26 protein-coding genes are annotated in these 21,452 nt (G+C 73.3%); 8 read left to right on the forward strand and 18 right to left on the reverse strand.

Annotated features, from left to right (window positions below; all coding sequences use genetic code 11):
* Window positions 1–44: 44 nt before the first annotated feature.
* The 6 genes from RM844_RS17915 to RM844_RS17940 form a co-directional block, all read right to left on the reverse strand.
* Entirely contained in the window at window positions 45–1,316 is a 1,272-nt protein-coding gene (locus RM844_RS17915) for a sensor histidine kinase (RefSeq protein WP_311668253.1), read from the reverse strand.
* On the reverse strand, window positions 1,313–1,975 hold the full coding sequence (locus tag RM844_RS17920; protein WP_311668254.1) for a response regulator transcription factor: 663 nt from the start codon (window positions 1,973–1,975) through the stop codon (window positions 1,313–1,315). The genes RM844_RS17915 and RM844_RS17920 overlap by 4 nt, the downstream gene beginning before the upstream one ends.
* Before the next feature lie 71 nt (window positions 1,976–2,046).
* Window positions 2,047–2,241, reverse strand: a complete 195-nt coding sequence (locus RM844_RS17925; protein ID WP_311668255.1) for a DUF397 domain-containing protein — start codon at window positions 2,239–2,241, stop codon at window positions 2,047–2,049.
* 28 nt (window positions 2,242–2,269) lie between these two features.
* On the reverse strand, window positions 2,270–2,461 hold the full coding sequence (locus RM844_RS17930; protein WP_311668256.1) for a DUF397 domain-containing protein: 192 nt from the start codon (window positions 2,459–2,461) through the stop codon (window positions 2,270–2,272).
* Window positions 2,462–2,580: 119 nt separating this feature from the next.
* Window positions 2,581–2,772 carry a DUF397 domain-containing protein gene (locus tag RM844_RS17935; protein ID WP_311668257.1) on the reverse strand — a complete coding sequence of 64 codons (192 nt, stop codon included), beginning with the start codon at window positions 2,770–2,772 and terminating at the stop codon, window positions 2,581–2,583.
* An 8-nt stretch (window positions 2,773–2,780) separates the two neighbouring features.
* Window positions 2,781–3,632 carry a helix-turn-helix domain-containing protein gene (locus RM844_RS17940; RefSeq protein WP_311668258.1) on the reverse strand — a complete coding sequence of 284 codons (852 nt, stop codon included), beginning with the start codon at window positions 3,630–3,632 and terminating at the stop codon, window positions 2,781–2,783.
* Between the two features lie 160 nt (window positions 3,633–3,792).
* Here RM844_RS17940 and RM844_RS17945 point away from each other — a divergent pair, with 160 nt between their 5' ends.
* Window positions 3,793–4,101, forward strand: coding sequence for a hypothetical protein (locus RM844_RS17945; RefSeq protein WP_311668259.1), 309 nt, complete (start codon window positions 3,793–3,795; stop codon window positions 4,099–4,101).
* 3 nt (window positions 4,102–4,104) lie between these two features.
* On the opposite strand, the gene RM844_RS17950 is transcribed toward RM844_RS17945, so the two are convergent.
* The 3 genes from RM844_RS17950 to RM844_RS17960 form a co-directional block, all read right to left on the reverse strand.
* Window positions 4,105–4,521, reverse strand: coding sequence for a hypothetical protein (locus tag RM844_RS17950; RefSeq protein WP_311668260.1), 417 nt, complete (start codon window positions 4,519–4,521; stop codon window positions 4,105–4,107).
* A 51-nt stretch (window positions 4,522–4,572) separates the two neighbouring features.
* A complete protein-coding gene (locus tag RM844_RS17955; RefSeq protein ID WP_311668261.1) occupies window positions 4,573–6,405 on the reverse strand; it encodes a serine/threonine-protein kinase in 1,833 nt (610 codons plus the stop codon).
* Window positions 6,406–6,540: 135 nt separating this feature from the next.
* Window positions 6,541–6,843, reverse strand: a complete 303-nt coding sequence (locus tag RM844_RS17960) for a DUF2530 domain-containing protein (RefSeq protein ID WP_311668262.1) — start codon at window positions 6,841–6,843, stop codon at window positions 6,541–6,543.
* Between the two features lie 219 nt (window positions 6,844–7,062).
* Between RM844_RS17960 and RM844_RS17965 the strand changes: the two genes are divergently transcribed.
* From RM844_RS17965 to RM844_RS17975, 3 genes are all read left to right on the forward strand, one after another.
* Complete coding sequence (locus RM844_RS17965) at window positions 7,063–7,503, forward strand: MarR family winged helix-turn-helix transcriptional regulator (protein ID WP_311668263.1); 441 nt, start codon at window positions 7,063–7,065, stop codon at window positions 7,501–7,503.
* A 186-nt stretch (window positions 7,504–7,689) separates the two neighbouring features.
* Window positions 7,690–9,051, forward strand: a complete 1,362-nt coding sequence (locus RM844_RS17970) for an MFS transporter (RefSeq protein WP_311668264.1) — start codon at window positions 7,690–7,692, stop codon at window positions 9,049–9,051.
* Between the two features lie 97 nt (window positions 9,052–9,148).
* Window positions 9,149–10,189: an aminoglycoside phosphotransferase family protein gene (locus RM844_RS17975; protein ID WP_311668265.1), complete on the forward strand. Its 1,041-nt coding sequence runs from the start codon at window positions 9,149–9,151 to the stop codon at window positions 10,187–10,189.
* Between the two features lie 98 nt (window positions 10,190–10,287).
* Here RM844_RS17975 and RM844_RS17980 read toward each other — a convergent pair whose 3' ends face one another.
* The 3 genes from RM844_RS17980 to RM844_RS17990 are packed head-to-tail and all read right to left on the reverse strand — an operon-like array spanning window position 10,288 to window position 12,641.
* Window positions 10,288–11,370, reverse strand: coding sequence for a CU044_5270 family protein (locus RM844_RS17980; protein ID WP_311668266.1), 1,083 nt, complete (start codon window positions 11,368–11,370; stop codon window positions 10,288–10,290).
* On the reverse strand, window positions 11,367–12,032 hold the full coding sequence (locus tag RM844_RS17985; RefSeq protein WP_311668267.1) for an RNA polymerase sigma factor: 666 nt from the start codon (window positions 12,030–12,032) through the stop codon (window positions 11,367–11,369). Before RM844_RS17985 ends, RM844_RS17980 begins: the two co-directional genes overlap by 4 nt.
* A 60-nt stretch (window positions 12,033–12,092) precedes the next feature.
* Entirely contained in the window at window positions 12,093–12,641 is a 549-nt protein-coding gene (locus RM844_RS17990; RefSeq protein ID WP_311668268.1) for a GNAT family N-acetyltransferase, read from the reverse strand.
* A 41-nt stretch (window positions 12,642–12,682) separates the two neighbouring features.
* Here RM844_RS17990 and thpR point away from each other — a divergent pair, with 41 nt between their 5' ends.
* On the forward strand, window positions 12,683–13,252 hold the full coding sequence (gene thpR, locus RM844_RS17995; protein WP_311668269.1) for an RNA 2',3'-cyclic phosphodiesterase: 570 nt from the start codon (window positions 12,683–12,685) through the stop codon (window positions 13,250–13,252).
* A gap of 114 nt (window positions 13,253–13,366) precedes the next feature.
* Here thpR and RM844_RS18000 read toward each other — a convergent pair whose 3' ends face one another.
* The 4 genes from RM844_RS18000 to RM844_RS18015 all read right to left on the reverse strand — a co-directional run bounded on the left by RM844_RS18000 (window position 13,367) and on the right by RM844_RS18015 (window position 16,491).
* Complete coding sequence (locus tag RM844_RS18000; protein WP_311668270.1) at window positions 13,367–13,906, reverse strand: hypothetical protein; 540 nt, start codon at window positions 13,904–13,906, stop codon at window positions 13,367–13,369.
* Between the two features lie 91 nt (window positions 13,907–13,997).
* On the reverse strand, window positions 13,998–14,996 hold the full coding sequence (locus tag RM844_RS18005) for an aldo/keto reductase (protein WP_311668271.1): 999 nt from the start codon (window positions 14,994–14,996) through the stop codon (window positions 13,998–14,000).
* Window positions 14,997–15,164: 168 nt separating this feature from the next.
* Entirely contained in the window at window positions 15,165–15,812 is a 648-nt protein-coding gene (locus RM844_RS18010) for a hypothetical protein (RefSeq protein WP_311668272.1), read from the reverse strand.
* A 271-nt stretch (window positions 15,813–16,083) separates the two neighbouring features.
* A complete protein-coding gene (locus RM844_RS18015) occupies window positions 16,084–16,491 on the reverse strand; it encodes a hypothetical protein (RefSeq protein ID WP_311668273.1) in 408 nt (135 codons plus the stop codon).
* 228 nt (window positions 16,492–16,719) lie between these two features.
* On the opposite strand from RM844_RS18015, the gene RM844_RS18020 reads away from it, so the two are divergent.
* Window positions 16,720–17,784 (forward strand): SdiA-regulated/phytase-like domain-containing protein, encoded by a 1,065-nt coding sequence (locus RM844_RS18020; protein ID WP_311668274.1) that lies wholly within the window; start codon window positions 16,720–16,722, stop codon window positions 17,782–17,784.
* Between the two features lie 66 nt (window positions 17,785–17,850).
* Here the strand turns inward: RM844_RS18020 and RM844_RS18025 are convergent, their stop codons facing one another.
* Together RM844_RS18025 and RM844_RS18030 are read right to left on the reverse strand one after the other, a co-directional pair.
* On the reverse strand, window positions 17,851–18,255 hold the full coding sequence (locus RM844_RS18025) for a hypothetical protein (protein ID WP_311668275.1): 405 nt from the start codon (window positions 18,253–18,255) through the stop codon (window positions 17,851–17,853).
* 290 nt (window positions 18,256–18,545) lie between these two features.
* Window positions 18,546–19,364, reverse strand: a complete 819-nt coding sequence (locus RM844_RS18030; protein WP_311668276.1) for a TetR/AcrR family transcriptional regulator — start codon at window positions 19,362–19,364, stop codon at window positions 18,546–18,548.
* 140 nt (window positions 19,365–19,504) lie between these two features.
* Here RM844_RS18030 and RM844_RS18035 point away from each other — a divergent pair, with 140 nt between their 5' ends.
* Both RM844_RS18035 and RM844_RS18040 read left to right on the forward strand, forming a co-directional pair.
* Window positions 19,505–20,521, forward strand: coding sequence for an ATP-binding cassette domain-containing protein (locus RM844_RS18035; RefSeq protein ID WP_311668277.1), 1,017 nt, complete (start codon window positions 19,505–19,507; stop codon window positions 20,519–20,521).
* A gap of 41 nt (window positions 20,522–20,562) precedes the next feature.
* The gene (locus RM844_RS18040; protein ID WP_311668431.1) at window positions 20,563–21,378 is read left to right on the forward strand and encodes an ABC transporter permease; all 816 of its coding nucleotides are present in this window, start codon (window positions 20,563–20,565) and stop codon (window positions 21,376–21,378) included.
* Window positions 21,379–21,452 lie beyond the last annotated feature (74 nt).

The raw sequence follows: 21,452 nt of genomic DNA on the forward strand, positions 1-21,452 counted from the left end.
CGTTCAGCACGGTAAGCGGAAAGCGCTCCGGCCGGCCGGTTTCCTTATCCCACTGGCACAGCGCGCGCCGCCCGGAACTCCACGGTCACGGCCAGCCCGCCGTCCGGCCCCGGCGCGGCGCGCAGCGCGGCCCCGTGCGCCCGCGCGATGGACCGGACGATGGACAGGCCGAGCCCGTGCCCGGTGCCCCCGACCCGGTCCTGTCCCAGCCGGCGGAACGGCTCGAAGAGCCCCTCGACCAGCTCGGGAGCGATGGGGGCGCCGGTGTTGGTGACGGTGAGCGTGCCGCCGTCCAGCGTCACCTCGACGTGGCCGTCGGGACGGTTGTACCGGAGCGCGTTGCCCACCAGGTTGGTGATCAGGTGCCGGATCAGGACCGGATCGCCGAACACCCGCGCCGGCTCGGCACATTGGACGCGCAGCGCCAGCCCCCGCTCCTCGGCGAGCGGCCGCAGCGCCTCCGTCGCCGTGTCGGCCGCCTCGGCCAGGTCCACCTCCTCCGGCCGCTCCAGGCCGCGCTCGCCGCGCGCCAGCAGCAGCAGCGCGGCGATCAGCCGCTCCGCCTCGCGGTTGGTGGTGAGCAGGTCCTCCCGGGTCTCCACCAGGTCCGCGGGCAGCGGATCGGCCAACCCGACCTCGATGCTCGCGCGTTGGGCGGCGAGCGGGGTGCGCAGCTCGTGCGAGGCGTTGGCCACGAAGCGGCGCTGGCTGTCGAAGGCCCGCTGGAGCCGTTCCAGCATGGAGTCGAACGCGTCGGCGAGATGGTGCAGTTCGTCGTCCGGGCCGGACAGGTCGAGCCGCCGGTCCAGGCTGGTCTCGCTGATCCGCAGCGCGGTGTCCGTCACCGCGGTCACCGGCCGGAGCGCGCGCCGGGCCAGCCGCCGGCCGGTCAGCACCACGAGAACCGTCATCAGGGCCAGGCCGATGGCGGACCACAGCAGCATCTGCGCCACTGCGGTGTCCTGCACGGCCTGGACGGTCGCGTCGAGGTAGCGCAGCGAGACGCCGTCCGGCAGCTCCTCCCCGGTGGGCGCGCTCTCCCCGCTCTCCCCGTTCCGCCCGGTCGGGCCGGCCCATTCGGTCGGTTCGGCCCGTTCGGTCGGCTCGAAGTCGGTCGGGGAGAGGGGCCCGGCGTCCCCGTCCAGCGGCTCGTCGTCCGTCGAGACCGCGATCCCCTCGGCCCGGGCGGCGGTCCCGTAGCGGGCCAGCGCCACCACGAAGGCCAGCAGCGCGGTCCCCGACGCGAGGAACAGGCCGCCGAACGCCAGGGCGAGCCGGGTGACGAACGGGAGCCGGGACCAGCGGCGCCGGATCACCGGGCGAGCCGGTAGCCGCGGCCGGTGTCGGCGGCGATGGTGTCGGGCCCGCCGAGCTTCGCCCGCAGCCGGCTGACCGTGGCGCGCACCGCGCTGGTGGTGGGCGCCAGGTTCTCGTCCCACACGGACCGCACCAGGTCGCGGTGCGCGACCGGCTCGTCGGGGGACGCCAACAGCAGGTGCAGGACGGCGAACTCCTTCGGCGTGAGATCGACCGGCCGGCCGTCGACGAGCACCTCCCGGCGGGTGCGGTCCATCCGCACCCTCCCGTGCCGCAGCACCGCCGCCGGCGGCTTCGGCGCCCGGCGGTACAGGACCTGGATGCGGGCGACGAGTTCGGCGAAGTCGAAGGGCTTCGCCAGGTAGTCGTCGGCGCCCAACTCCTCCAGCCCGTATACCTTCTCCGCGACCCCGCCGGCCGCCGTCAGCAGCAGGATGCGCGGCGGGTCGGGCAGCGCCCGCAGCCTTCTGCACACCTCGTCCCCGGTGAGCACCGGGAGGTCCCGGTCGAGCACCAGCACGTCGTAGTCGGTGAGCAGGCACATCCGCTCGGCCTCGTCCCCCGAGGCGGCCAGGTCCACGGCGATCGACGCGCGCCGCAGCCCCTTGGCGATGGTGCGGGCCAACACGTGGTGGTCTTCGGCTACCAGAACCCTCATGTCCCTTATGACATCAGGGCGTTGGTGACAGAAAGATAAGGAACCGAGCCGTGGGGCCGCCGGGCTCGCCGTCAGCCGCGCTTGAGGTGGGCCAGCCAGGCGCGGGCCTGGGGGGCGGGGAAGTGGAGGGTGCCGGTGTCGGGGGTCTTGCTGTCGCGGAACGCGAGGCTGCCGTCGGGGAGTTGGGCGAGTTGGACGCAGTTGCCGCCCGCGTTGCTGTGTGAGGAGGTGCGCCAGGTGACGTGCTCGGTCGAGGACTTGGCCATGGAAGCGTCCTTCCGGGAGATCCGGCCGTCAGCCGCGCTTGAGGTCGGTCAGCCAGGCGCGGGCCTGGGGTGCGGGGAAGTGGAGGGTGCCGGTGTCGGGGGTCTTGCTGTCGCGGAACGCGACGCTTCCGTCGGGGAGTTGTGCGAACTGGACGCAGTTGCCGCCCGCGTCACTGTGGGAGGAGGTGCGCCAGGTGGCGTGTTCGGTCGGCTCGGCCATGAGTAGATCCTTCCGGTGGGGGCTGCCGGAAGCATTGCCGGGCGGGGCGGGCGCCATGCCGAGGGCCCCGACCTCCGCGGGGGCGGCGGTCGGGGCCCGTGGGCGCTGGCGGCTGGCGGTCAGCCGCGCTTGAGGTCGGTCAGCCAGGCTCGGGCCTGGGTTGCGGGGAAGTGGAGGGTGCCGGTGTCGGGGGTCTTGCTGTCGCGGAACGCGACGCTTCCGTCGGGGAGTTGTGCGAACTGGACGCATTCGCCACCCGCGTCGCTGTAGGAGGAGGTGCGCCAGGCAACGTGCTCGGTCGGCTCGGCCATGAGAGGTCCTATCCGGATTGGTCAGCCAGGGTCTTGGCGAGCAGCTCCGTGGAGTCCTCCGGCGAGAGGGCCAGTCGGCTCAGATCCTGGAACATCGCCACCAGGGTAGCCACATCGCCTTCCTCACTGATCATATAGCCGCCCAGCGGGCCGTCGAAGCAGCCGAGCGGCGGATCCAGCTCCGGCTCGGCGAAGTGCAGCACCATGAAGTTGCTGGCCACCCCGCCATAGCCGTGCCGGTCGGCGGCCAGCACCTGAAGCGTGACATGCTCCAGCTGGGACAGCTCGTGCAGCCGGGCCACCTGCTTGACCAGCACCTTGGGCCCGCCCACCTCCAGTCGGAGGGTGGCCTCCGGGATCACCGCGTGCACCCGGAGCGGCTCCGCCCCGTTCAGCCGCAACTGCCGGCGCATCCGGGCGGCCACCCACCGCTCCACGAACTCCGGGTCCACCTTGTGTCGGCCCGTCTGGTGGATCGCCCGGGCGTACTCCTCGGTCTGGAACAGCCCCGGAACGAGCACCGGTTGGAACGTCTGGACCTGGACCGCGTCCTCCTCGAAGCTCATGATCGGCCGCAGCCAGTCCGGCAGCCCGAAGGTGCCCCACGGGGACTTGGTCTGCTGCGCCGCGACCCGCAGCTCCTCAAGGCCCCGGCGCACCTCCGCCGGCGCCCGCAACTCGGCCAGCAGGTAGGCGAGATCGGACTTGCTGATCCGCGTCTTGCCGCGCTCCCAGTTGACCAGGCTGGCGTGCGTGCGGCCGAGGACCTGTCCGAGATCGCCCTGCGTCCGCCCCGTCAACTCCCGGAGCCTGCGCAGCTCCGCCCCAAGTCGCCGCATCTGGGCAGAAGAACTGGCCATGGGTAACGCCCCCTCGCGTAAAGCCGGTTGTGCCGGTTGTCCGCACCGATCCTAGTTCGGGTAGCGACAAAATGAATTCACACGTTCGAGTGATGTCCTCGGCTTACGTAAGCCACTAGCATGCTGCGCACTGGCTCAACTCACCGAAGGAGCACGGATCATGACGGACTGGGCGCTGTGGGAGACGGACTTCGACACCGAGGTGCGGGAGATGGTGGCCAGTCAGCTGCCGAAGCTCTTCGCCGTGGTCCAGGTCATCGGCGAGGAGGACGACGCGCTGGTCGCCGCCTGGGGCATGCGCCTGGAGGACGGCAAGTACGAGGTGGTCAGCGTGACGGGCCAGCGCCGGATGCGGATGTCCTCGCTGGCGCGCGTCCTCCCGAGCTTCGAGCGGGACCCCGAGGTCAGCGCCCGCGTCGTCTGGGCCGATCCGGCGGACGCGCCCGCCGAGCCGGCCGTCCCCGCCTGAGCCCTAGGGGTCGGACAGCCGGCGGTGCCACCAGCCGCTCGACCAGGGTGGGTTGGCCACGCCCGGGTCGGGCAGCGTCCGCCGCTCGAACTCCGCGTCCAGCGGCGCGACGACCGCCCGCAGCTCGCGCCGGGCCCGGGGCGGCAGCGCGTTGAGGAACTCCTCCACCGTGTCCCGGTCCGCCAGCGGATCGCAGCACGGACAGGCCGGCAACGACAGGTAGCGCCCCGGCACCCGCAGGAACCGCTCGTACCGGTCGAGCGCCTCCCGCAGCGCGCCCGGCCAGAACCGGCCGGCCTCCAACCGGCGCACCGCGGCCAACGCCGGCCCGCCGAGCCCGGTGACCTGGCTCAACTTCCGGGCGTCCCCCCGGACCCACCGCTTCTCGGCGCGCACCGCGCCGGGCGCCCTACGCGCCATCGGCCTTTCGGATCAACGTCATACCGGCCAGCATGCCATGCACCGGACGGGTCAGGAACGGGCCCGGGAGGGGGAGAGTTGGCGAATGCTGTAGAGCAGCGCCAGGCCGCCCAGCACGTAGGCCCACACGCCGGGGCCGATGCCGTCGAAGTCGCCCTGGTCCTCGTAGATGCCGAACAGCATGGCCAGCAGCAGCACGATGACGAAGGTGCTGAGTATCCCGTGCAGATCCCGCGCCCAGGCCGCCACCGGCGCCGCGCCGGACCGGTTCTGGAGGGACAGCACCAGCACGCTGGTGGACACGTTGACCACGGCGAAGACGGCGACCGGCCAGGAGCCCTCCGACAGGTGGTTGACCACGTTGTCGCCGTCCATGGCTGGCAGGAACATCGCGACGGTGATCGCCGCGATGGCGAACCGCAGGGCGCTGGCCGCCCGTTCCCGGGACTCCGGGGTCACGGTGCCCGGCGCGGCCGGGGCGGGCACCGGCCCCGCTGACAGGGCGCGCGCGGGGGAGAGTTGGTGGACGCTGTAGAAGAGCGGTACGCCCGCGAGGATCAGGCTCCAACCGCCGGGGCCGACGGGGCTCAGGTCCCCGCCGGTGTAGCCGACCAGCATGATCAGCAGTGTCGCCGTGACGACGGTGGTCACCGTGGCGTGCAGTACGCGGGCCCAGGTCGGGACGGGGGCGTTCCCGCTCCTGGCCTGGAGCCCCAGCAGCAGGCCGCAGGTGGCCGCGTTGAGGGCGCCGAGCAGGAGGCCGGGCCAGGACCCTTCCCCCAGGTGGTCGGCGATGCTGTCACCCCGGTAGGCCGGCAGGAACTGGGCGGCCACCACCATGACGATGGCCGTCCAGAGCGCGCCGGTGGCGCGGGGCGCGCCGGCCGGGCCGGCGGGTGCGGCCGGCACCGCCGTGGTCGCCGCCCGGGTCGGTGGCGGGGGCGGGGGCGCGCTGGTGGGGGCGGTGGACGGTTCCGGTCGGGGCGTGGCGGAGGCGGTGGGCAGGGCCTGGGCGAGATGCTCGGGGAGCCAGCCGGCCTGCGGATCGACGCGGGTGGCCGGGTGGGTCTCGGACTCCGCCTGCTCGGGGGCGAGTTCGTCCAGGACGGCGGCCACGGTGGGGCGTTCGGCCGGGTCCTTGGCCAGGCAGCGGGCGATGATCTCCAGGCCAGGGGAGGGGAGTTGGGCGAGGTCAGGTTCCTCGTAGGCGATGCGGAAGTTGAGCGACTGGGCCGAGCCGGTGCCGAACGGGCCGGTGCCGGTGGCGGCGTAGGCGAGCACGGCGCCCAGCGCGAACACGTCGGTGGCGGCCGTGACGGGGGCGCCGGTGAGCTGCTCGGGGGCCATGAAGCCGGGGGTGCCGATCACGGTGCCGGCGCGGGTGAGCGCGGTGGCCTCGACGGCCATGGAGATCCCGAAGTCCACCACCCGCGGGCCGTCCGGGGCGACCAGCACGTTGGACGGCTTGAGGTCCCGGTGTACCAGCCCGGCGGCGTGGATCGCCTCCAGCGCCTCGGCGAGCCCCGCGCCCAGCGCGCGCACCGAGGCGACCGGCCAGGGGCCGTGTGCCGCGACCGCCTCGTCCAGGGCCAGGCCCGGGACGTAGGCGGTGGCCAGCCAGGGGGTGGGGGCGTCGGGGTCGGCGTCGACGAGGGCGGCGGTGAACAGGCCGGTGACCTTGCGGGCCGCGGCCACCTCGCGGGCGAAGCGGGCGCGGAAGCCGGGGTCGTCGGCCAGCTCGGCCCGCACCACCTTGACCGCGACCAGCCGCCCGCCGGGCGAGCGCCCCAGAAAGACCCGCCCCATCCCACCGGCGCCCAGCCGCCCGGTGATCCGGTACCGACCCACCCGCCGGGGATCACCCGGCTCCAACTCCGCCACCATCAGCCTGACTTCCCCCGTCGCTCGCCGCCGCGAAACCTCGCACGCGATGACACCACATCCCCACCGCCCGGACCAGCCACTCCCACAAGCTCGCCAAACACCCCCACATAGGCGGCCGGCGGTCGGTCCTCGGGGTCAGTCCTCGGGGGCCGGCTCCTGGCCGGCTTCGTCGGCCTCCGCCTCCGCCTCCGCCGCGCGGCGGATCGCCGCGTCGCGGGCGCGGACGTACCAGAGGCCGATCAGGCCGAGGCCGGCGCCGGCGGCGCAGGTCCAGAGCCACCACAGCCGGTCGTGGTCGTCGAACCAGCCGTAGAACGGCAGTTGGACGACGAAGAGCGCCGCCCACACGAGGGTGCCGACCAGTACCGTGCGGACCGGGTTCCCCTCCAGCGGCTCGGGGGCCTCCCGTTTGCCGTCCGCCAGCTCGCCCAGGCGCATCGCGCCGCCCTCCGTCTCCGTGTCGCGGTAGAGTCCCGGGCGACGCCGGGCCTCGCGCCCGTCCGAGGTGCCGCCGGGCTTGCCGGATCAGCGTACCGCCGGGTGGGAAACGTGGGGGCTTCGTGGGTTTGCTCACTCCGGTGGGTCCGAGGAATGTACAGCGGCGGCTGTTCGTCCTATATTTCGTTAGGCAAGCTAATGAGCGAACGGTGGTTGTTCATGCCTCACGCGATGGACCGCCCGGAGGACGCCGAGGCGATCAACACGTTGCGTGTCGGGGTGCTCCGGCTCTCCCGCCGGATGCGGCACGTCTCGGTGGACCGCACCCTGAGCCTGGCCGAGCTGTCCGCGCTGGGCACGTTGGCCCGCTGCGGCGCGATGACGCCGGGGGAGCTGGCCCGCAAGGAGCACGTGCAGCCGCCGTCGATGACCCGCATCCTGTCGTTGTTGCACGAGCGGGGCCTGTGTGAGCTCCAGCCGCACCCGGAGGACCGCCGGCAGAAGCTGGTGGCCGCCACCGACGCGGCCGAGGAGATGCTCGCGGCCAGCCGCGCCCAGCGGAACGCCTGGCTCGCCGGGCTCGCCGACGAGCTGGACGAGGAGGAGTGGGCCGCGTTGCGCGCCGCCGCGCCCGTGCTGCACAAGCTGGCGCACTTGTAGCGTCGCGCGCCCCGTCCCATCGGCCCACCTCCCAGCTCCATCTCACCAGCCCAACCCCACCAGCCAGGCCGCACCGCGGCCGCCCGCCGGACCAGCGGGGCGCCACCCAGGCGCCATCGGTACCACCGGCACCATCCGCACCACCGGCACACCGCACCACGCACTGAGTACTAAGGAGAGTCACCCTTGAGTTCGGGACCCGGAGCAGGCTCCGCACCCGCATCTCTGACCGAAAACGACAAAGTATCCACCTTCGGCTCGTTCCAGGTGCGGAACTACCGCATCCACTTCTTCGGGAACGCCATATCCAACATCGGCACCTGGATGCAGCGCATCGCCCAGGACTGGCTGGTGCACGAGCTGACCGGCTCGGCCGCCGCCGTCGGCGTCACCCTCGCGCTCCAGTTCCTGCCGATGCTGCTCTTCGGCCTCTACGGCGGCGTGCTCGCCGACCGGTTCGACAAGCGCATGCTGCTGATCGGCACCCAGGCCGTCCTCGGCGTGACCGGGCTCAGCCTGGCCGCGCTGACCTTCACCGGCGTGGTGAACGTCTACCACGTCTACGCGTTGGCGCTGGTCGTCGGCCTGGTGACGGTGGTCGACAACCCCGCGCGGCAGACCTTCGTCTCCGACATGGTCGGCCCCCGGCTGTTGCGCAACGCGGTCTCGCTGAACTCCGCGAACTTCCAGTCCGCCCGGCTGATCGGCCCGGCCGTGGCCGGCGTGCTGATCGCCGCCGTGGGGGGCGCCTGGGCGTTCCTGATCAACGGCCTGTCCTTCGTGGCGCCGATCATCGGGCTGCTGATGATGCGCACCTCCGAGCTGACCCGCGCCGAGCGGGTGCCGCGTGGCCGGGGGCAGCTGCGGGAGGGCCTGCGCTACGTGGGCGGCCGGCCCGACCTGCTCTGGGTCATCGTGCTGGTCGGCTTCATCGGGACCTTCGGCTACAACTTCGCCATCTGGCTGGTCGCCTTCACCGACCAGGTCTTCGCCTCCGGCGCCGGCACCTACGGGCTGCTGAACTCGCTGATGGCGGCCGGCTCGGTGATCGGCGCGCTGCTCGCCGCCCGGCGCGGCAGCAGCCGCATCCGGTTCACGGTGGCCGCCGCCGCGGTCTTCGCCGTGCTGCTGGTGGTCGCCTCGGCGGCGCCGAACTTCCTGACGTTCGCGCTGCTGATGCCGCTGATCGGGCTGGCCGGGATGACCTTCCAGGTCACCGCGAACTCCACGGTCCAGATCTCCACCGACCCGGCGATGCGCGGCCGGGTGATCAGCCTCTTCATGATGGTCTTCGTCGGCGGGACGCCCTTCGGCGGGCCGCTGGTGGGCTGGCTCAGCGACGCCTTCGGCGCCCGGATCGGGCTGCTCGGCGGGGCGGTGGTCTGCCTGGCCGCGGCCGTCGGGGTGGCGATGATGCTGGCCAGGGTCGGCGGGCTGCGGCTGCGGATCAGCCTGCGCGCCGGTCGCCGGGGCGTGGCCTTCGTGCCGCGCGAGGAGAGCCGCGAGGCGCCGGCCCCGGCCGGCGCGGCCGTCCGCCCGGCGGCGTGACGGCGAGCCGCCCGCCGGCCGGGCGGGCACCGCGGGCGTCGGACGCTGGACACCGCGGGTGACCGGTGGACGCCGCGAGTGAACGAGGACGCCGCGGGTGAACGGGGACAGCGCGGGGCCGGTGGACGCCGGCCCCGCGAAGCCGACCGTCGAAGGGACGGCAGAAGTGTCGAGTGTGCAGGAACCGACCGGCGGCCGCACCACGGCCGAGGAGCCGGCTCGGACGCCGGCCGAGGTGCTGGGCCGGCTGGGCTACCGCCCGGCCGACCTCCTCGGCCAGGGCATGGAGGGCACGGTGTACCGGCTGGCCGGCGGCCTGGTCGGCAAGGTGTGGAACCCCGGGCGCACCCTCGCCGACGTGCGCCGGCACGCCGCCTTCCAGACCGAACTCGCCGCCCAGCGGCTCCCGTTCGCCACCCCTGAGCCGGTGGCGGTGCGCGAGCTGGACGGCGTGGTGGTCAGCGTGGAACGCGAGCTGCCCGGGGTGCCGCTCAGCGAGGCCGGGCTCGACCCGGCGGCGGAGCACGCCGCGATCCTCGACGTGGTCGCGGTGCTCGGCACCACCACGGCCGGACCGGCGGCCCGCGCCCTGCCGGTGCTCGACGAGGCCGAGCCGCTGCGGGCCGGGCGCGACTGGCCGGCGGCCTTCGCCGACCTGGCCGAGCGGCGGGCCGCCGCCAGCCGCGGCCCGCTGCTCCGGGCGCTGCCCGAGCTGGACCGGATCCTGGCCGCCGTGCGGGACCGGCTCCTCGCGCTGCCGGCCGGCGGGCCGGAACGGGTGGTGCACGGGGACATCTGCCCGCCGAACATCCTGGTCGACCGGGGCGGCCGGGTGGTGGCCCTGCTCGACTGGGGCTTCCTCACCGGCGCCGGGGACAACGCCTTCGACGCGGCCACCGCCGCCGGCTTCTTCGACATGTACGGGCCGGCGGCGCGGGCGCACGACGACGCGCTGCTCGCCGCCATGACCGACCGCCTGGGCCACCCCAGGGCGACCCTGCTCACCTATCGGGCGGCGTACTCGCTGAGCACCGCGACGATCTACTCGCCGACCGGCGACGACGGGCACTTCGCCTGGTGCGTGGGGCTCTTCGACCGGCCCGAGGTGCGGGAGCTGCTCGACCTGCCCCCGCGCTGAACCGGCGCGCCGCGCTGAACCCGGGCGCCGCGTGGACCGGTGTGCCGCGCCGGTGGGACGGCCTGTGTCCCACCGACGCGGCGCCCGGCCCGACGGAGCTACGCGGTCTCGTCCGCCGAGTCCGCCAAGTCCGCCGAGTCCGCGGAGTCTGTGGAGTCCGCCGCGTCGCCGGGGCGCTGCCCCTTCTCGTCGACGACGGCCTGCTCGATGACGCCCGTCCAGCCGAGGAGCGTGCCGGGCTCGGCGACGGTGTTGCCCTCGATCGCCACGATGCGCTCACCGAGGTAGGTGTAGTCCACCGCGTCGAAGATCCACTCGATGCGCTCGTCGTAGGTCTCGCTCTCCAGCGCCACCGCGATGCCCTCGTTGCCCAGCGCGTCGGTGACGTCGTCCACCACCATGACGCCGGGGATCCGGCCCGCGGCCCCGTACAGCGCGGCGCCCAGGTCCGGGGGGAGCAGGCTCTCCCGCAACAGGGTGCCGATGGTGCTGAACGCCCGCTCCTCGGGGCTGTCACCCTCGCCGAGACCGTCCTCGTAGATCAGCTCAAGCAGCCGCTCGGGATCGGTCGGCAGGGTGCTCAGGAAGTCGTAGGAGGGGCTGCTCAGGCTGTCCTCCACCACCTCGTCGAGAGTGATGCCCTCCTCGGGCATGCCGCCGGGCGTCTCCGGCTCGATCAGCCAGCCCTGGTCCCCGTCCGTCGACTGCCAGACCTCGCGGGAACGCGGCGACTCCAGCTCCGTCGTTCCCTCGCCCGACTCGTTCTCCGAGACGCCGTAGTACTGCACCTGGCTGTGGATGTAGATGAACTGGTCGTGCTCGGGGACCAGCGGCTCCGCCGCGTTCGCGGCGAACACGATCTGGTCGATGGTCTCCGTCAGTTGGGCGTTGTCGCCGGCCACCGCCGGCGGCCGCTGGCCGGCGTCGCCGCCGCCCTGCTGGCCGACGACCACCACGCCGGCGGCGACCGCCAGCGCCACCGGCACCCCGATCAGGGCCAGCCGGCGCCGGTTCCGGGCTGGCGCCCGGCGGGGTTCGGGGGCCTGCTGGTGCGCATCGCTGAGCTGGTTCATCAGATGCTCCTCAAGAACGCGCTGGCGGCCGGGAGGGAGCACCGGGTCACCGGGCGGCGGGAGCAGGCGGGCCAGCTCGTCACGCTCCGGGGAGTCCTCGTGCCTCATGGTCTGTTCTCCTCGATCGACCGGACCGCCATCAGCCGGCGGTCACCCGGTTGTTGTCCGCGCCGCCGGGTGGGTTCCCGATGTTCTTCCGGGACTTCTCCCCGCCGCCGGGCCCCGATCCGCAGTTCCTCGTCCGCCAGCCCGCGCAGCCGCTTCCGGGTCCTGGACAGGCGGGAACGCACGGTGCCGAGCCGCACCCCGAGCGCCTCGGCGGTCTCCGCGTAGCTGAGCCCCGACCAGACGTGCAGCATGAACGTCTGCCGTTCGCGCTCCGGCAGCCGGTCCAAGGCCCGCTTGACGGCCGCCAGTTGCTCGGCGTCGGCGAGCCGGCCCGCCACCTCGTCGGAGAAGTCGGGCTCGGTCGGCGGCGGTGGCAGCCGGGCCATCGCCCGCTCGTGGCGGCGCTTGGCCCTGGCGGTGTTGCGCAGCACGTTGACCGCGATGCCCATCAGCCAGGGGCGGGGCGTCTCGCCCTCGTCCCGCAGCCGGTCCCTTAACCGCCAGGCCTCCAGGAAGCACAGCGACACGACGTCCTCGGCCAGACTCCGGTCCCCCGTCGCGCGCGCCGCGTAGCCGTAGACCAGGCCCGCGTAGGAGTCGAACAACTCCCGGAAGGCGTCCGGATCGCCGGCCCGCAGGCGCGCGTGCATCGTATGGTTCACGCCCCCTCTTGTCCGCTCGGCGCCCCGAGTTCCCGTGACGTGCGTCACAGTGTGCGGGGGTCAGGTCGCGGCACCCACCCGGCGGGCCAGCACCTGGCCGTGCCAGTCGCCGACCGCGAACGGCTCGGTGGGGACGAAGCCCTGGCCGGTGTAGAAGGCGACGAGCCGGCCCCCGTTCCCCGCGTAGCAGTCCACCCGCAGCAGATCGACGCCGGCCCGGCGGGTCTCCTCGGCGGCGTGCGCCAGCAGCGCGCCGCCCACGCCCCGGCCGGCGAACCGCCGGTCGGTGACCAGCAGGTGCACATAGCGCTCCGGCTCGTCGGCGGGCGCCACCTCCGGGCCCGGGCCGTGCGTGAGCGTGAGCGTCCCGGCCGGCTCACCGCCGATCTCGGCGACCCAGGGGGCGCCCTCCGCCAGATACCGCTCCACCTTGGCGACCGCCTTCGGCCGGGCCGACCACGGCTCGGTGCCCCACTGCCCGGTGAGCCCCCGGGCCACCAGCCAGGCCACCGCCCCGTCCAACAGGCCCAGCACCAGCGGCAGATCCGCCGAACTCCCCGGCCTGATCCGCATCCCGTCCTCCGTACCGCTCCCCGTGGCGCTCTCCATGCCGCGCATCCTAGGCGCCGTTGTCCCTATGCTGGCTGGCCATGAGGTTCTTCGCCGCGTTGCTCCCGCCGGCCGAGGCGCTCGACGAACTCGGCCTGGCCGCCGTGCCGTTGCGCGCCCTGCCGGGCGACGAGCGGCTGCGCTGGGTGGCGCGGCCCGACTGGCACATCACGCTCGCCTTCTTCGGCGCCGTCGAGCCCGACCAGCTCCCGGCACTGCGCGCCGGCCTCGCCGAGGTGGCCGGGAACACCCCGCCCCTCACCCTGCGGCTGGCCGGCGCCGGCGCCTTCGGCCGGCGCCACCTGTGGGCCGGCGTCGCCGGCGACCTGGCGCCCCTGGGCCGGCTCGCCGCCGCCAGCGCCGCGGCGGGCCAGGCCGCCGGCGCCCCCGGCGGCACCCCGCACGACGCCTACCGACCGCACCTCACCCTCGCCAGGCACCGGGACCGGAACGGGGACCTCGACTCCCGGCTGGCGCTGCTGTCCGGCTTCCGGGGCAGCCCCTGGCCGGCCGGGCCGGTGGTGCTGATGAGCGCCGACGACGACCCCGGCGCCGGCTACACCACCGAGGCCGGCTGGCCGCTGGGCGGAGCCGCCGCCGGCCACCACTGAGCTGGGCGTACCGTGGAGGGCGTGAACGCCAAGACCCGAGCCCGCATCGTCAGCGCCGCGCTTGTCCTGATCTTCGCCGTGGTGGCCATCGCCGCCGCCTTCGGCGGCTAGCTGTCAGGGACCGCCCGGCGTGGCCCGCGCGGCCACCACGTCCGGGTAGAGCGGGCCTATCCAGGCGGCGAAGGGCTCCCACAGCTCGGCCTCGGTGGCCCGCACCACCTCGTTCGGATCGGTGGCCGGGGCTATTCCGAACTCGGCCGCCAGCCACGCCCGGAACGCGGCCCCCTCGCCTTCCTCCGCCGCCGTGTCCTCGTCGTCGTACTCCACGCCGTGCCAGCCGCCCCAGGGGCTCCAGCCGGTGGCCAGCACCCGGAGGAACTCCCGGAAGTCCCGCGCCACCAGGCCGAGACCGCCCTCGTCGGCGAGGAAGACCACCGGCAGCGAGGCCAGCGGCGCGCGGTCGTCCCGCAGCCATATCGCGTAGGACGAGCCGGTGGACGTCGCCGTGGCGAAGGTGCGCAGCCGGTCGTCGGCGCCCGGGTAGCCCGGGCTCTCGGCACCCAGCGGATGCGGCCGGAAGCCCTCGGCGGGCACCACCCCCGAGGCCGCCAGATACTCGGTGAGCCGATCCAACTCGGCGATCCGTTCAGCCATGCCCCGCACCCTAACCGCGGGGTCTGACAACGCCGGCCGGCCCGCCCCTCAGCCGAGGAGAGGCGGGCCGGCCGGCGCGCGTCACGTCACGTCACCAGGCGAACGCCTCCGGCGAGGCGCCCGGGCCGGGGAAGATCCGGTCCAGCTCGGCCAGCAGCTCCGCGTCCAGCTCCAACTCCACCGCGCGCAGCGCCGAGTCCAGCTGCTCCCGGGTGCGCGGGCCCACGATCGGCCCGGTCACGCCCGGCCGGGTCAGCAGCCAGGCCAGCGCCGCGTCGCCCGGCTCGACGCCGTGCTTGGCCAGCAGGTCCTCGTACGCCTGCACCTGCGCCCTGGACTCCGGGTTGGCCAGCACCTCGGCCGCCCGGCCGCCGGCGCTCCGGCCGCCGCCGCCCTCCCGCTCCTTGCGGATGGCGCCGCCCAACAGGCCGCCGTGCAACGGCGACCACGGGATCACGCCGAGCCCGTACCCCTCGGCGGCCGGGATGACCTCCATCTCGGCACGCCGCTCGGCCAGGTTGTACAGACACTGCTCACTCACCAGGCCCAGCGAGTTCCGCCGGGCGGCGGCCTCGTTGGCGCGGGCGATGTGCCAGCCGGCGAAGTTCGACGAGCCGGCGTACAGGATCTTGCCCTGCTGCACCAGTACGTCGATGGCCTGCCAGATCTCCTCCCACGGGGTGTCCCGGTCCACGTGGTGGAACTGGTACAGATCGATGTGGTCGGTCTGGAGCCGCTTCAGGCTGGCGTCCACGGCCCGTCGGATGTTCACGGCCGACAGCTTGTCGTGGTTCGGCCACACGTCGGGGGTGTCACCCCCCATGTGCCCGTAGACCTTGGTGGCCAGCACGACCTTGTCGCGCCGGTCCCCGCCCTTGGCGAACCAGTTGCCGATGATCTCCTCGGTACGGCCCTTGTTCTCGCCCCAGCCGTACACGTTGGCCGTGTCGAAGAAGTTGAGACCGGCGTCCAGCGCGGCGTCCATGATCCCGTGACTGTCGGCCTCGTCGGTCACCGGACCGAAGTTCATCGTGCCCAGCACGAGTCGGCTGACCTTGAGTCCCGTGCGTCCCAGCTGCGTGTACCTCATGGTCGGCAAGCAAACGCCCTGGAGTGGGCTCAAGGCAAGCGTCAGTTGGGGGCTCGTGTCGCCCGGACACGCCAAAGCCGGTCACCACGGACGTGGTGACCGGCCCCAGAGCGCATAGGAAGGTTCCGTTGGCAGCCGAACCGCTGGTTGCTTCCGTGAAGCGGCGGGTTACTTCTTCAGCTTGGTGGCCGAGAAGCCACCGGCGGCGATGGCCGCCAGGGCGCCGAGCAGCACCATGAAGAGGCCGATGCCGGGGGAGAGGTCCATCTCGGGGATGAGCATTTCGAGCATCTCTCGTGAGGCTCCCTCGTCCTCACCTGCGGCGTACATGATCCGCTCCAGATCGGCGAAGTTGAGGATGCCGATGATCAGGATGATCAGCCCGGGGGCCGCGGCGGCCGCGGAGAGCACGACCTTCTTGGTGACCATACCGGCGCCGAAGAGAGCGGCGACCGCGAGGCCCAGCAGCAGCGTCCAGAGGCCGTCACCTACGGTGCCGGCCTCGCTGCCGCTTGTCCCCTCGATCTCGCCCGAGACCCACGCGAGCATCGAGCCCAGCGCGGCCAGCGCGCCGCCGACGATGCCGGCGATGTGGATCTGCTGGGGAAGCGCGGAGACCGCGGGGGTCCCGCCGGGGGGCGGGGTGTAGGGGCCCGGCTGCTGCGGGGGCTGGCCGTAGGGGCCAGGCTGCTGCTGCGGGGGCTGCTGGCCGTAGGGGCCGGGCTGCTGTCCCTGCGGCGGCGGGGTGTAGGGGCCCGGCTGCTGCGGCGGCTGCTGACCGTACGGGCCCGGCTGCTGTTGTCCGTATCCACTCATGCCGGGAGACGCTAGGAACTGGGATATCCCTACGCAACTCGATTGACCGATAGGTGGTTTATGTGGCTTTTATCTTCGCGTAGTTGTATCGCATTCCCCGAGAGACGTCCCCATCCGGAACGAAGTCTCCACTTCGTCCGCAATGCGCCACCGTACTGGTTCGACGGACGATCGACGGAGATCGTTCCCGGAAATGGCGCACTCATGCCCCGCGAGTCTCCATACTCCCAGAGGGAGTTGGCCGGTCCGACACCCGAACCGGCCTTGTCCGTCAGCCCTTTCGCAGCTGGGTGACCGCCAGGATGCCGCCGACCACGATGGCCAGCGCACCCAGCAGCACCACGAAGACGCCGATCGTCGCGGAGAACTCGAAGGACGAGGCGACCTGGTTCCACTGCGCGTCGGTGAGGGACATCTCCTCCTCCAGGCGGGCGCGCGCCAGCCGGTCCGGGTTGGCGATGTTGAGCGCCGCTATGCCGGCGGCGATCAGCCCGGGCACCACGCCGACCGCGTTCAGCACCGGCTTCCTGGCGAACCTGGCGGCCAGGAAGAGGGCCACCGCGACCAGGCCGAGGATCAGTGTCCACAGGCCGTCGCCCGAGGTACCCCTGACGCCGTCCGCGTCGCCCGCCATCAACGAGTGGCCCTCGACCCGGGTCCAGGCCAGCAGTGAGCCCACGGTGGCGAGCGCGCCACCGACGATCCCCAGGATGTGGATTTGCTGAGGGAAAGCCGCCGGGGGCGGCGTGGGGGCGGGGTAAGGCGCTGGTATCGGCGGTCCGTATGCGTTCATGGGGCCTGACCGTAAAGGTACACCCGTTGCGACGGCAACTTGCCGGCCGGTGGCCGGATTCGGGCCGTGGGGCCGGCTGGGCGCGGGGTCGCCACGGGATGGCACTCTTGAGCCATGCCCTCCTGGATCACGCGCGTCCTCGTCCGCTCCTCCTCGGTGGTCGCGCTGGTGGGGGCGGCCGTGCTGGCGGGTGTCGGGCCGGCCGTGGCGGCCGACGAGGCCCCGGCCCCCGAGGAGTTCACCCTCCTCGACGAGCGGTTGACGGAGTCCAGCGGCCTGGCGGCCAGCACCCGCCACCCGGACGTCTACTGGACCCACAACGACAGCGACGACGCCGCGCGGATCTACGCCGTGGACGGCACCACGGGGGAGACGGTGGCGACGGTCGACCTGGCCGGCGTCACGGCCCGGGACATCGAGGCGATCTCGCTCGGCCCGGACGGGAACCTCTATGTCGGCGACATCGGCGACAACTTCGACGGCGGCTGGTCGGAGGTGTGGATCTACCGGATAGCGGAGCCGGCCGAGCTGACGGACCAGTCCGTCACGCCCACCACGTTCACCGTCCAGTACGCCGACGGCCCGCGCAACGCCGAGGCGTTGATGGTGCACCCGGAGACCGGCCGGGTTTATATCGCCAGTAAGAAGGGCGACGAGTCGGGTGCGCTCTACGCCGGGCCGGAGGCGTTGTCAGAGGCGGGGGTTAATGTCTTCGAACCGGTCGCGGACGTCCCACTGGAGGTGACGGACGGGGCGTTCTCGCCGGACGGCAGTCGGCTGCTGTTGCGCGGCTACTTCGCGGCGCGGATGTACGCCTGGGGTGCGGACGGGCTGCCGGAGCGGCTGGAGAGCCGGGTGCGGGTGCCGATCCAACGGCAGGGTGAGTCGGTCACCTTCGCGGTCGGCGGGCGGTACGTGATGTTCGGCTCCGAGGGTGCCGGCAGTGAGGTCACGCCGGTCGAGCTGTCGGGAGAGCTGCTGCCGGCGGACGTGGCGGCCGCGGACGAGGAGCGGGCAGCGCGCGAGGGCGGGTCGTCGGACGGCGGCTCGGGCGAGGCCGGGGCGGACGACGGGTCCGACGGCGGGCTCAGTTCGAACGCGGTCCTGGTGCTGCTGGTGGTCGGCGCGGTCGCGCTGTTGGCCTCCCGCCGGCTGCCCGGCGGGGGCGGCAAGGGCTGACCGACCGGCCCGGGGCGGGCCGGCCCCGGCGGCGCGGCGCCGCGCGCGGTCACCGGCCCCCTGCGGTCACCGGCCCTGGCGGGCCCGGGCGGCCAGGCCGCAGAGCGCGCCCCAGCCGGCGCTCACCACCAGGATCGGCGCCAGGCTGAGCGGCTGCTCCAGCGGCGCCTGCCAGTCGCCGGTGGCCAGCGAGTGGACCGCGCCGACCAGGATGACGCTGAGCCCGTGGCCGAGGCCCGTGACGGTCAGCGTGGTCATCGGGTCGGGCTCCGGCCGGCGGTTGGTCAGCAGCACCCAGACCACCGAGACCGCCCCGATCAGCAGCCAGGGGGTGAGCGGCCGGCCGAGCACGTCGCCCAGCCCGGCGACGGAGGCGAGCGGGCGGGCCAGGGCGAGCAGGACCAGCAGGACCACCAACGGCCAGTTGAGCGTGCGGAGTCGGCGTGCGAAGGGGGGACGAGAGGAAGTCACCGGAGCAGCCTGCCGGCTGGGCGCCGGCCGGGGCGTCGTCCCGGGGCGGACAGTTGGCCTACCCCGCTGGTTGGCCCCGACGGCGCCGCGTACCCCAGGAGTTGCGCCCCGACCCTGATCCCACCCGCGCCCGACCCCGACCCTGATCCCGGGCCCCTGGTCCGCCGGACCTCGGGCCGCCGGCCCCCGCCCTCGGCGCCCGAAGTCCGCCCTCGCCCTCGGCGCCCGCCCTCGACTCCCGACGCCCAGCCCCCGGCGCGCCGCGCCCGGCCCCGGGCCGCCGGGCCGGGTCAGGTCAGGCACTCCCCGTCCGGCTCGGCGGCCGGCGGCGGCTGCCAGCGCCCCTCCCGGCGGGCCGCCTGCCGTGCGGTGATGAACGCCTCCATCCCGTCGAGCACCCGGGCCAGCCCGAAGTCCGTGATCTCGTCCGGCGTCGCCGAGAAGACGTCCTCGTCCAGGCGCATCACGTGCGGGAAGTCGTCCTGCGTGAAGATCTTCTCGATGGACGGGCCCTGCAGCTCCCAGAACTCCTCGTCGGAGAGCCCGGACTCCTCGGCCGCCTGGCGCAGCAGCACGTAGTGCCGGGCGATGCCGGTGACGTAGGAGTCCAGCGCGACGATCATCGAGACCTTCTCCCGGCCGGTCAGGTCGAGGCCGTCCAGCACGGACAGCGAGTGGTCGAAGTCGAGCAGCGCCTTGGGGCCGAGCAGCGTCCTGGCCAGGTTGAGCTGGAGCAGCCAGGGGTGGTCCTGGAGGCGCTGGTAGGTGGCCCGGCCGACGCGCTCCAGGCGGGTGCGCCAGTCCTGGTCGGCCTCCCCGGGGACCGGCTCGGGCGGCGCCGCGACCTGGTCGATCATCAGGTGCAGCAGCTCGGTCTTGCCCGGCACGTAGCGGTACAGCGACATGGTGCCGACGCCCAGCTCGGCGGCGACCTTGCGCATGGAGAGGGCCTCCACCCCCTCCCGGTCGGCGAGCGCCACCGCGGCGGTGACGATGCCCTCCAGCGAGAGCCCCGGCTTCGGTCCCCTGGTGCGCGGACCGCGCCCCCGCCACAACAGCTCCAGGCTGCGGACGATGGCGGCGCGGGTCTGCTCACTCTCCGAGGTCATCACCGCATCCTAGAGCCGTCCACCCGAAAACCCGTAGCCAAACCGAGTACGCCGTACGCTACATTGGGTACAGCGTACCCAGTCGTGGTGCGTCCACGGGCGTCGGTGACGCCCGGGCGAGGGACAGGAGGGGACGGGGCATGGGATCATCCGAGTACTCGGTCGTGGCCGAGGGGCTGCGCAAGCGCTACGGGGACAAGGTCGCGCTGGACGGCCTCGACCTGGCCGTCCGGCGGGGCACCGTGCTGGGCCTGCTGGGGCCCAACGGCGCCGGCAAGACCACCTCGGTGCGCATCCTGTCCACGCTGCTGCGCGCGGACGGCGGCCGGGCCGAGGTCGCCGGGATCGACGTGCGGGCCGAGCCCGCCCGGGTCCGGCGCCGGATCGGGCTCACCGGGCAGAGCGCCGCCGTGGACGAGATCCTCAGCGCCCGGCAGAACCTGCGGATGTTCGGCCGGCTCTACCACCTGGACCGGGCCACCGCCTGGCGGCGGGCCGAGCAGCTGCTCGACCAGTTCAGCCTGGCCGAGGCCGCCGACAAGCAGGTCAAGAGCTTCAGCGGCGGCATGCGGCGGCGGCTCGACCTGGCCGCCAGCATGATCCTGGCGCCCCAGGTGCTCTTCCTGGACGAGCCGACCACCGGGCTCGACCCGCGCGGCCGCAGCGAGGTCTGGGACGCCGTCAGGTCGCTGGCCGCCGGCGGCACCACGGTCCTGCTGACCACCCACTACCTGGACGAGGCCGACAAGCTCTCGGACCGGATCGCGGTGGTCGACAAGGGCCGCAACATCACCGAGGACACCCCGGCCGGCCTCAAGCGGGCGCTCGGCGGCGACCGCCTCGAAGTCGTCGTCTCCGACCCGGCCGAGCTGCCGCAGGCGGTGAAGACCATGTCCCGGGTGACCAAGGGCGTGGGCCCGGAGCAGGACGAGGCGGCGCTGCGGGTGCACACCCCGGTCGCCGACGGGGTGGCCGCGTTGACGACGGTCGCCAGGGAGCTCCAGGAGCGCGGCATCACGGTGCTGGACATCGGCCTGCGCCGACCCACCCTGGACGAGGTCTTCCTGCGCCTCACCGGGGACGACCCCGAGGAAGCCGCCGCCAGCGGCGGGACCGACGAGGCCGCCGCCGGGCGGAGTACGGAGCGGATCGCGTGACCACCCTGTCCAAGGACGCCGCGGCGTCCCCCGAGCCCCCGATCGCGCTGGACGACGAGCAGGCGGACCGGCCGGTCTACTGGGCGGTCGTCGACTGCCTGACCGTGGTCCGCCGGGAGCTGACCCACATCGTCAAGCAACCCTCGATGATCGCCTGGCAGTTGGGCTTCCCGGTCGTCTCGGTGCTGCTCTTCGTCTATGTCTTCGGCAGCGCCATGGACGTCGGCGAGGGCGCCGACTACAAGTCCTTCGCGATGCCCGGGCTGTTCGCGATGACCATGGCCTTCGGCTTCATGAACACCGCGATGGCGGTGGTGATAGAGAAGGAGCGCGGCATCACCGACCGGTTCCGGTCGATGCCGATGGCGCCGTCCGCCGTGGTCACCGGGCGCGGCGTCTCCGACGTCCTCCAGGCCTCCCTGGACCTGGTGGTGATGGCGGTGATCGCGCTGGTCATCGGCTGGCGCTCCAACGGCGGGCTGATGGCGACACTGAGCGCGTTCGGGCTGCTGTTGCTGCTGCGCTTCGCGCTGATCTGGATCGGCGTCTTCCTCGGCCTGGTCACCCCCAACCAGGAGGTGGCGGGGAACCTCTTCGCGGTGGCCTTCCCGTTCGGGATGATCTCCAGCGTCTTCACCCCGCCGTCGATGATGCCGGACTGGCTCGGCACCATCGCCATGTGGAACCCGGTCTCCTCCACCGCCAACGCCATCCGCGACCTGTTCGGCAACCCGCTGCCCACCGGGGACAGCTGGATCGAGCAGAACGCGATGCTGATGGCCGTCGTCTGGCCGCTGCTGATCACCGCCGTCTTCGTCCCCCTCGCCGTCCGCCGCTACCAGGCGCTGGGCCGCTAGGCTGGTCATGGGGAAGGGCCGGTACGGCGAAGGGCCCCGGTCGGGCGTCCGGGGGGACGACCGACCGGGGCCCT

It is taken from the genome of Streptomyces chisholmiae, from assembly GCF_031845445.1.
Taxonomy (GTDB): Bacteria; Actinomycetota; Actinomycetes; order Streptomycetales; family Streptomycetaceae; genus Streptomyces; species Streptomyces chisholmiae.

What these genes read in the sequence shown, in the direction of transcription:
- RM844_RS17930 (WP_311668256.1), bottom strand. Translation starts at nt 2,461, where the DNA reads ATGGCCGAGCCGACCGAACACGCCACCTGGCGCACCTCCTCCCACAGT.
- RM844_RS18000 (WP_311668270.1), bottom strand. Translation starts at nt 13,906, where the DNA reads ATGGCTGAACGGATCGCCGAGTTGGATCGGCTCACCGAGTATCTGGCG.
- RM844_RS18035 (WP_311668277.1), top strand. Translation starts at nt 19,505, where the DNA reads ATGGGATCATCCGAGTACTCGGTCGTGGCCGAGGGGCTGCGCAAGCGC.
- RM844_RS17945 (WP_311668259.1), top strand. Translation starts at nt 3,793, where the DNA reads ATGACGGACTGGGCGCTGTGGGAGACGGACTTCGACACCGAGGTGCGG.
- RM844_RS17935 (WP_311668257.1), bottom strand. Translation starts at nt 2,772, where the DNA reads ATGGCCGAGCCGACCGAGCACGTTGCCTGGCGCACCTCCTCCTACAGC.
- RM844_RS17980 (WP_311668266.1), bottom strand. Translation starts at nt 11,370, where the DNA reads ATGAGGCACGAGGACTCCCCGGAGCGTGACGAGCTGGCCCGCCTGCTC.
- RM844_RS18005 (WP_311668271.1), bottom strand. Translation starts at nt 14,996, where the DNA reads ATGAGGTACACGCAGCTGGGACGCACGGGACTCAAGGTCAGCCGACTC.
- RM844_RS17950 (WP_311668260.1), bottom strand. Translation starts at nt 4,521, where the DNA reads ATGGCGCGTAGGGCGCCCGGCGCGGTGCGCGCCGAGAAGCGGTGGGTC.
- RM844_RS17925 (WP_311668255.1), bottom strand. Translation starts at nt 2,241, where the DNA reads ATGGCCAAGTCCTCGACCGAGCACGTCACCTGGCGCACCTCCTCACAC.
- RM844_RS17940 (WP_311668258.1), bottom strand. Translation starts at nt 3,632, where the DNA reads ATGGCCAGTTCTTCTGCCCAGATGCGGCGACTTGGGGCGGAGCTGCGC.
- RM844_RS18020 (WP_311668274.1), top strand. Translation starts at nt 16,720, where the DNA reads ATGCCCTCCTGGATCACGCGCGTCCTCGTCCGCTCCTCCTCGGTGGTC.
- RM844_RS17920 (WP_311668254.1), bottom strand. Translation starts at nt 1,975, where the DNA reads ATGAGGGTTCTGGTAGCCGAAGACCACCACGTGTTGGCCCGCACCATC.
- RM844_RS18030 (WP_311668276.1), bottom strand. Translation starts at nt 19,364, where the DNA reads ATGACCTCGGAGAGTGAGCAGACCCGCGCCGCCATCGTCCGCAGCCTG.
- RM844_RS17955 (WP_311668261.1), bottom strand. Translation starts at nt 6,405, where the DNA reads ATGGTGGCGGAGTTGGAGCCGGGTGATCCCCGGCGGGTGGGTCGGTAC.
- RM844_RS17965 (WP_311668263.1), top strand. Translation starts at nt 7,063, where the DNA reads ATGCCTCACGCGATGGACCGCCCGGAGGACGCCGAGGCGATCAACACG.
- RM844_RS17990 (WP_311668268.1), bottom strand. Translation starts at nt 12,641, where the DNA reads ATGGAGAGCGCCACGGGGAGCGGTACGGAGGACGGGATGCGGATCAGG.
- thpR (WP_311668269.1), top strand. Translation starts at nt 12,683, where the DNA reads ATGAGGTTCTTCGCCGCGTTGCTCCCGCCGGCCGAGGCGCTCGACGAA.
- RM844_RS17960 (WP_311668262.1), bottom strand. Translation starts at nt 6,843, where the DNA reads ATGCGCCTGGGCGAGCTGGCGGACGGCAAACGGGAGGCCCCCGAGCCG.
- RM844_RS18010 (WP_311668272.1), bottom strand. Translation starts at nt 15,812, where the DNA reads ATGAGTGGATACGGACAACAGCAGCCGGGCCCGTACGGTCAGCAGCCG.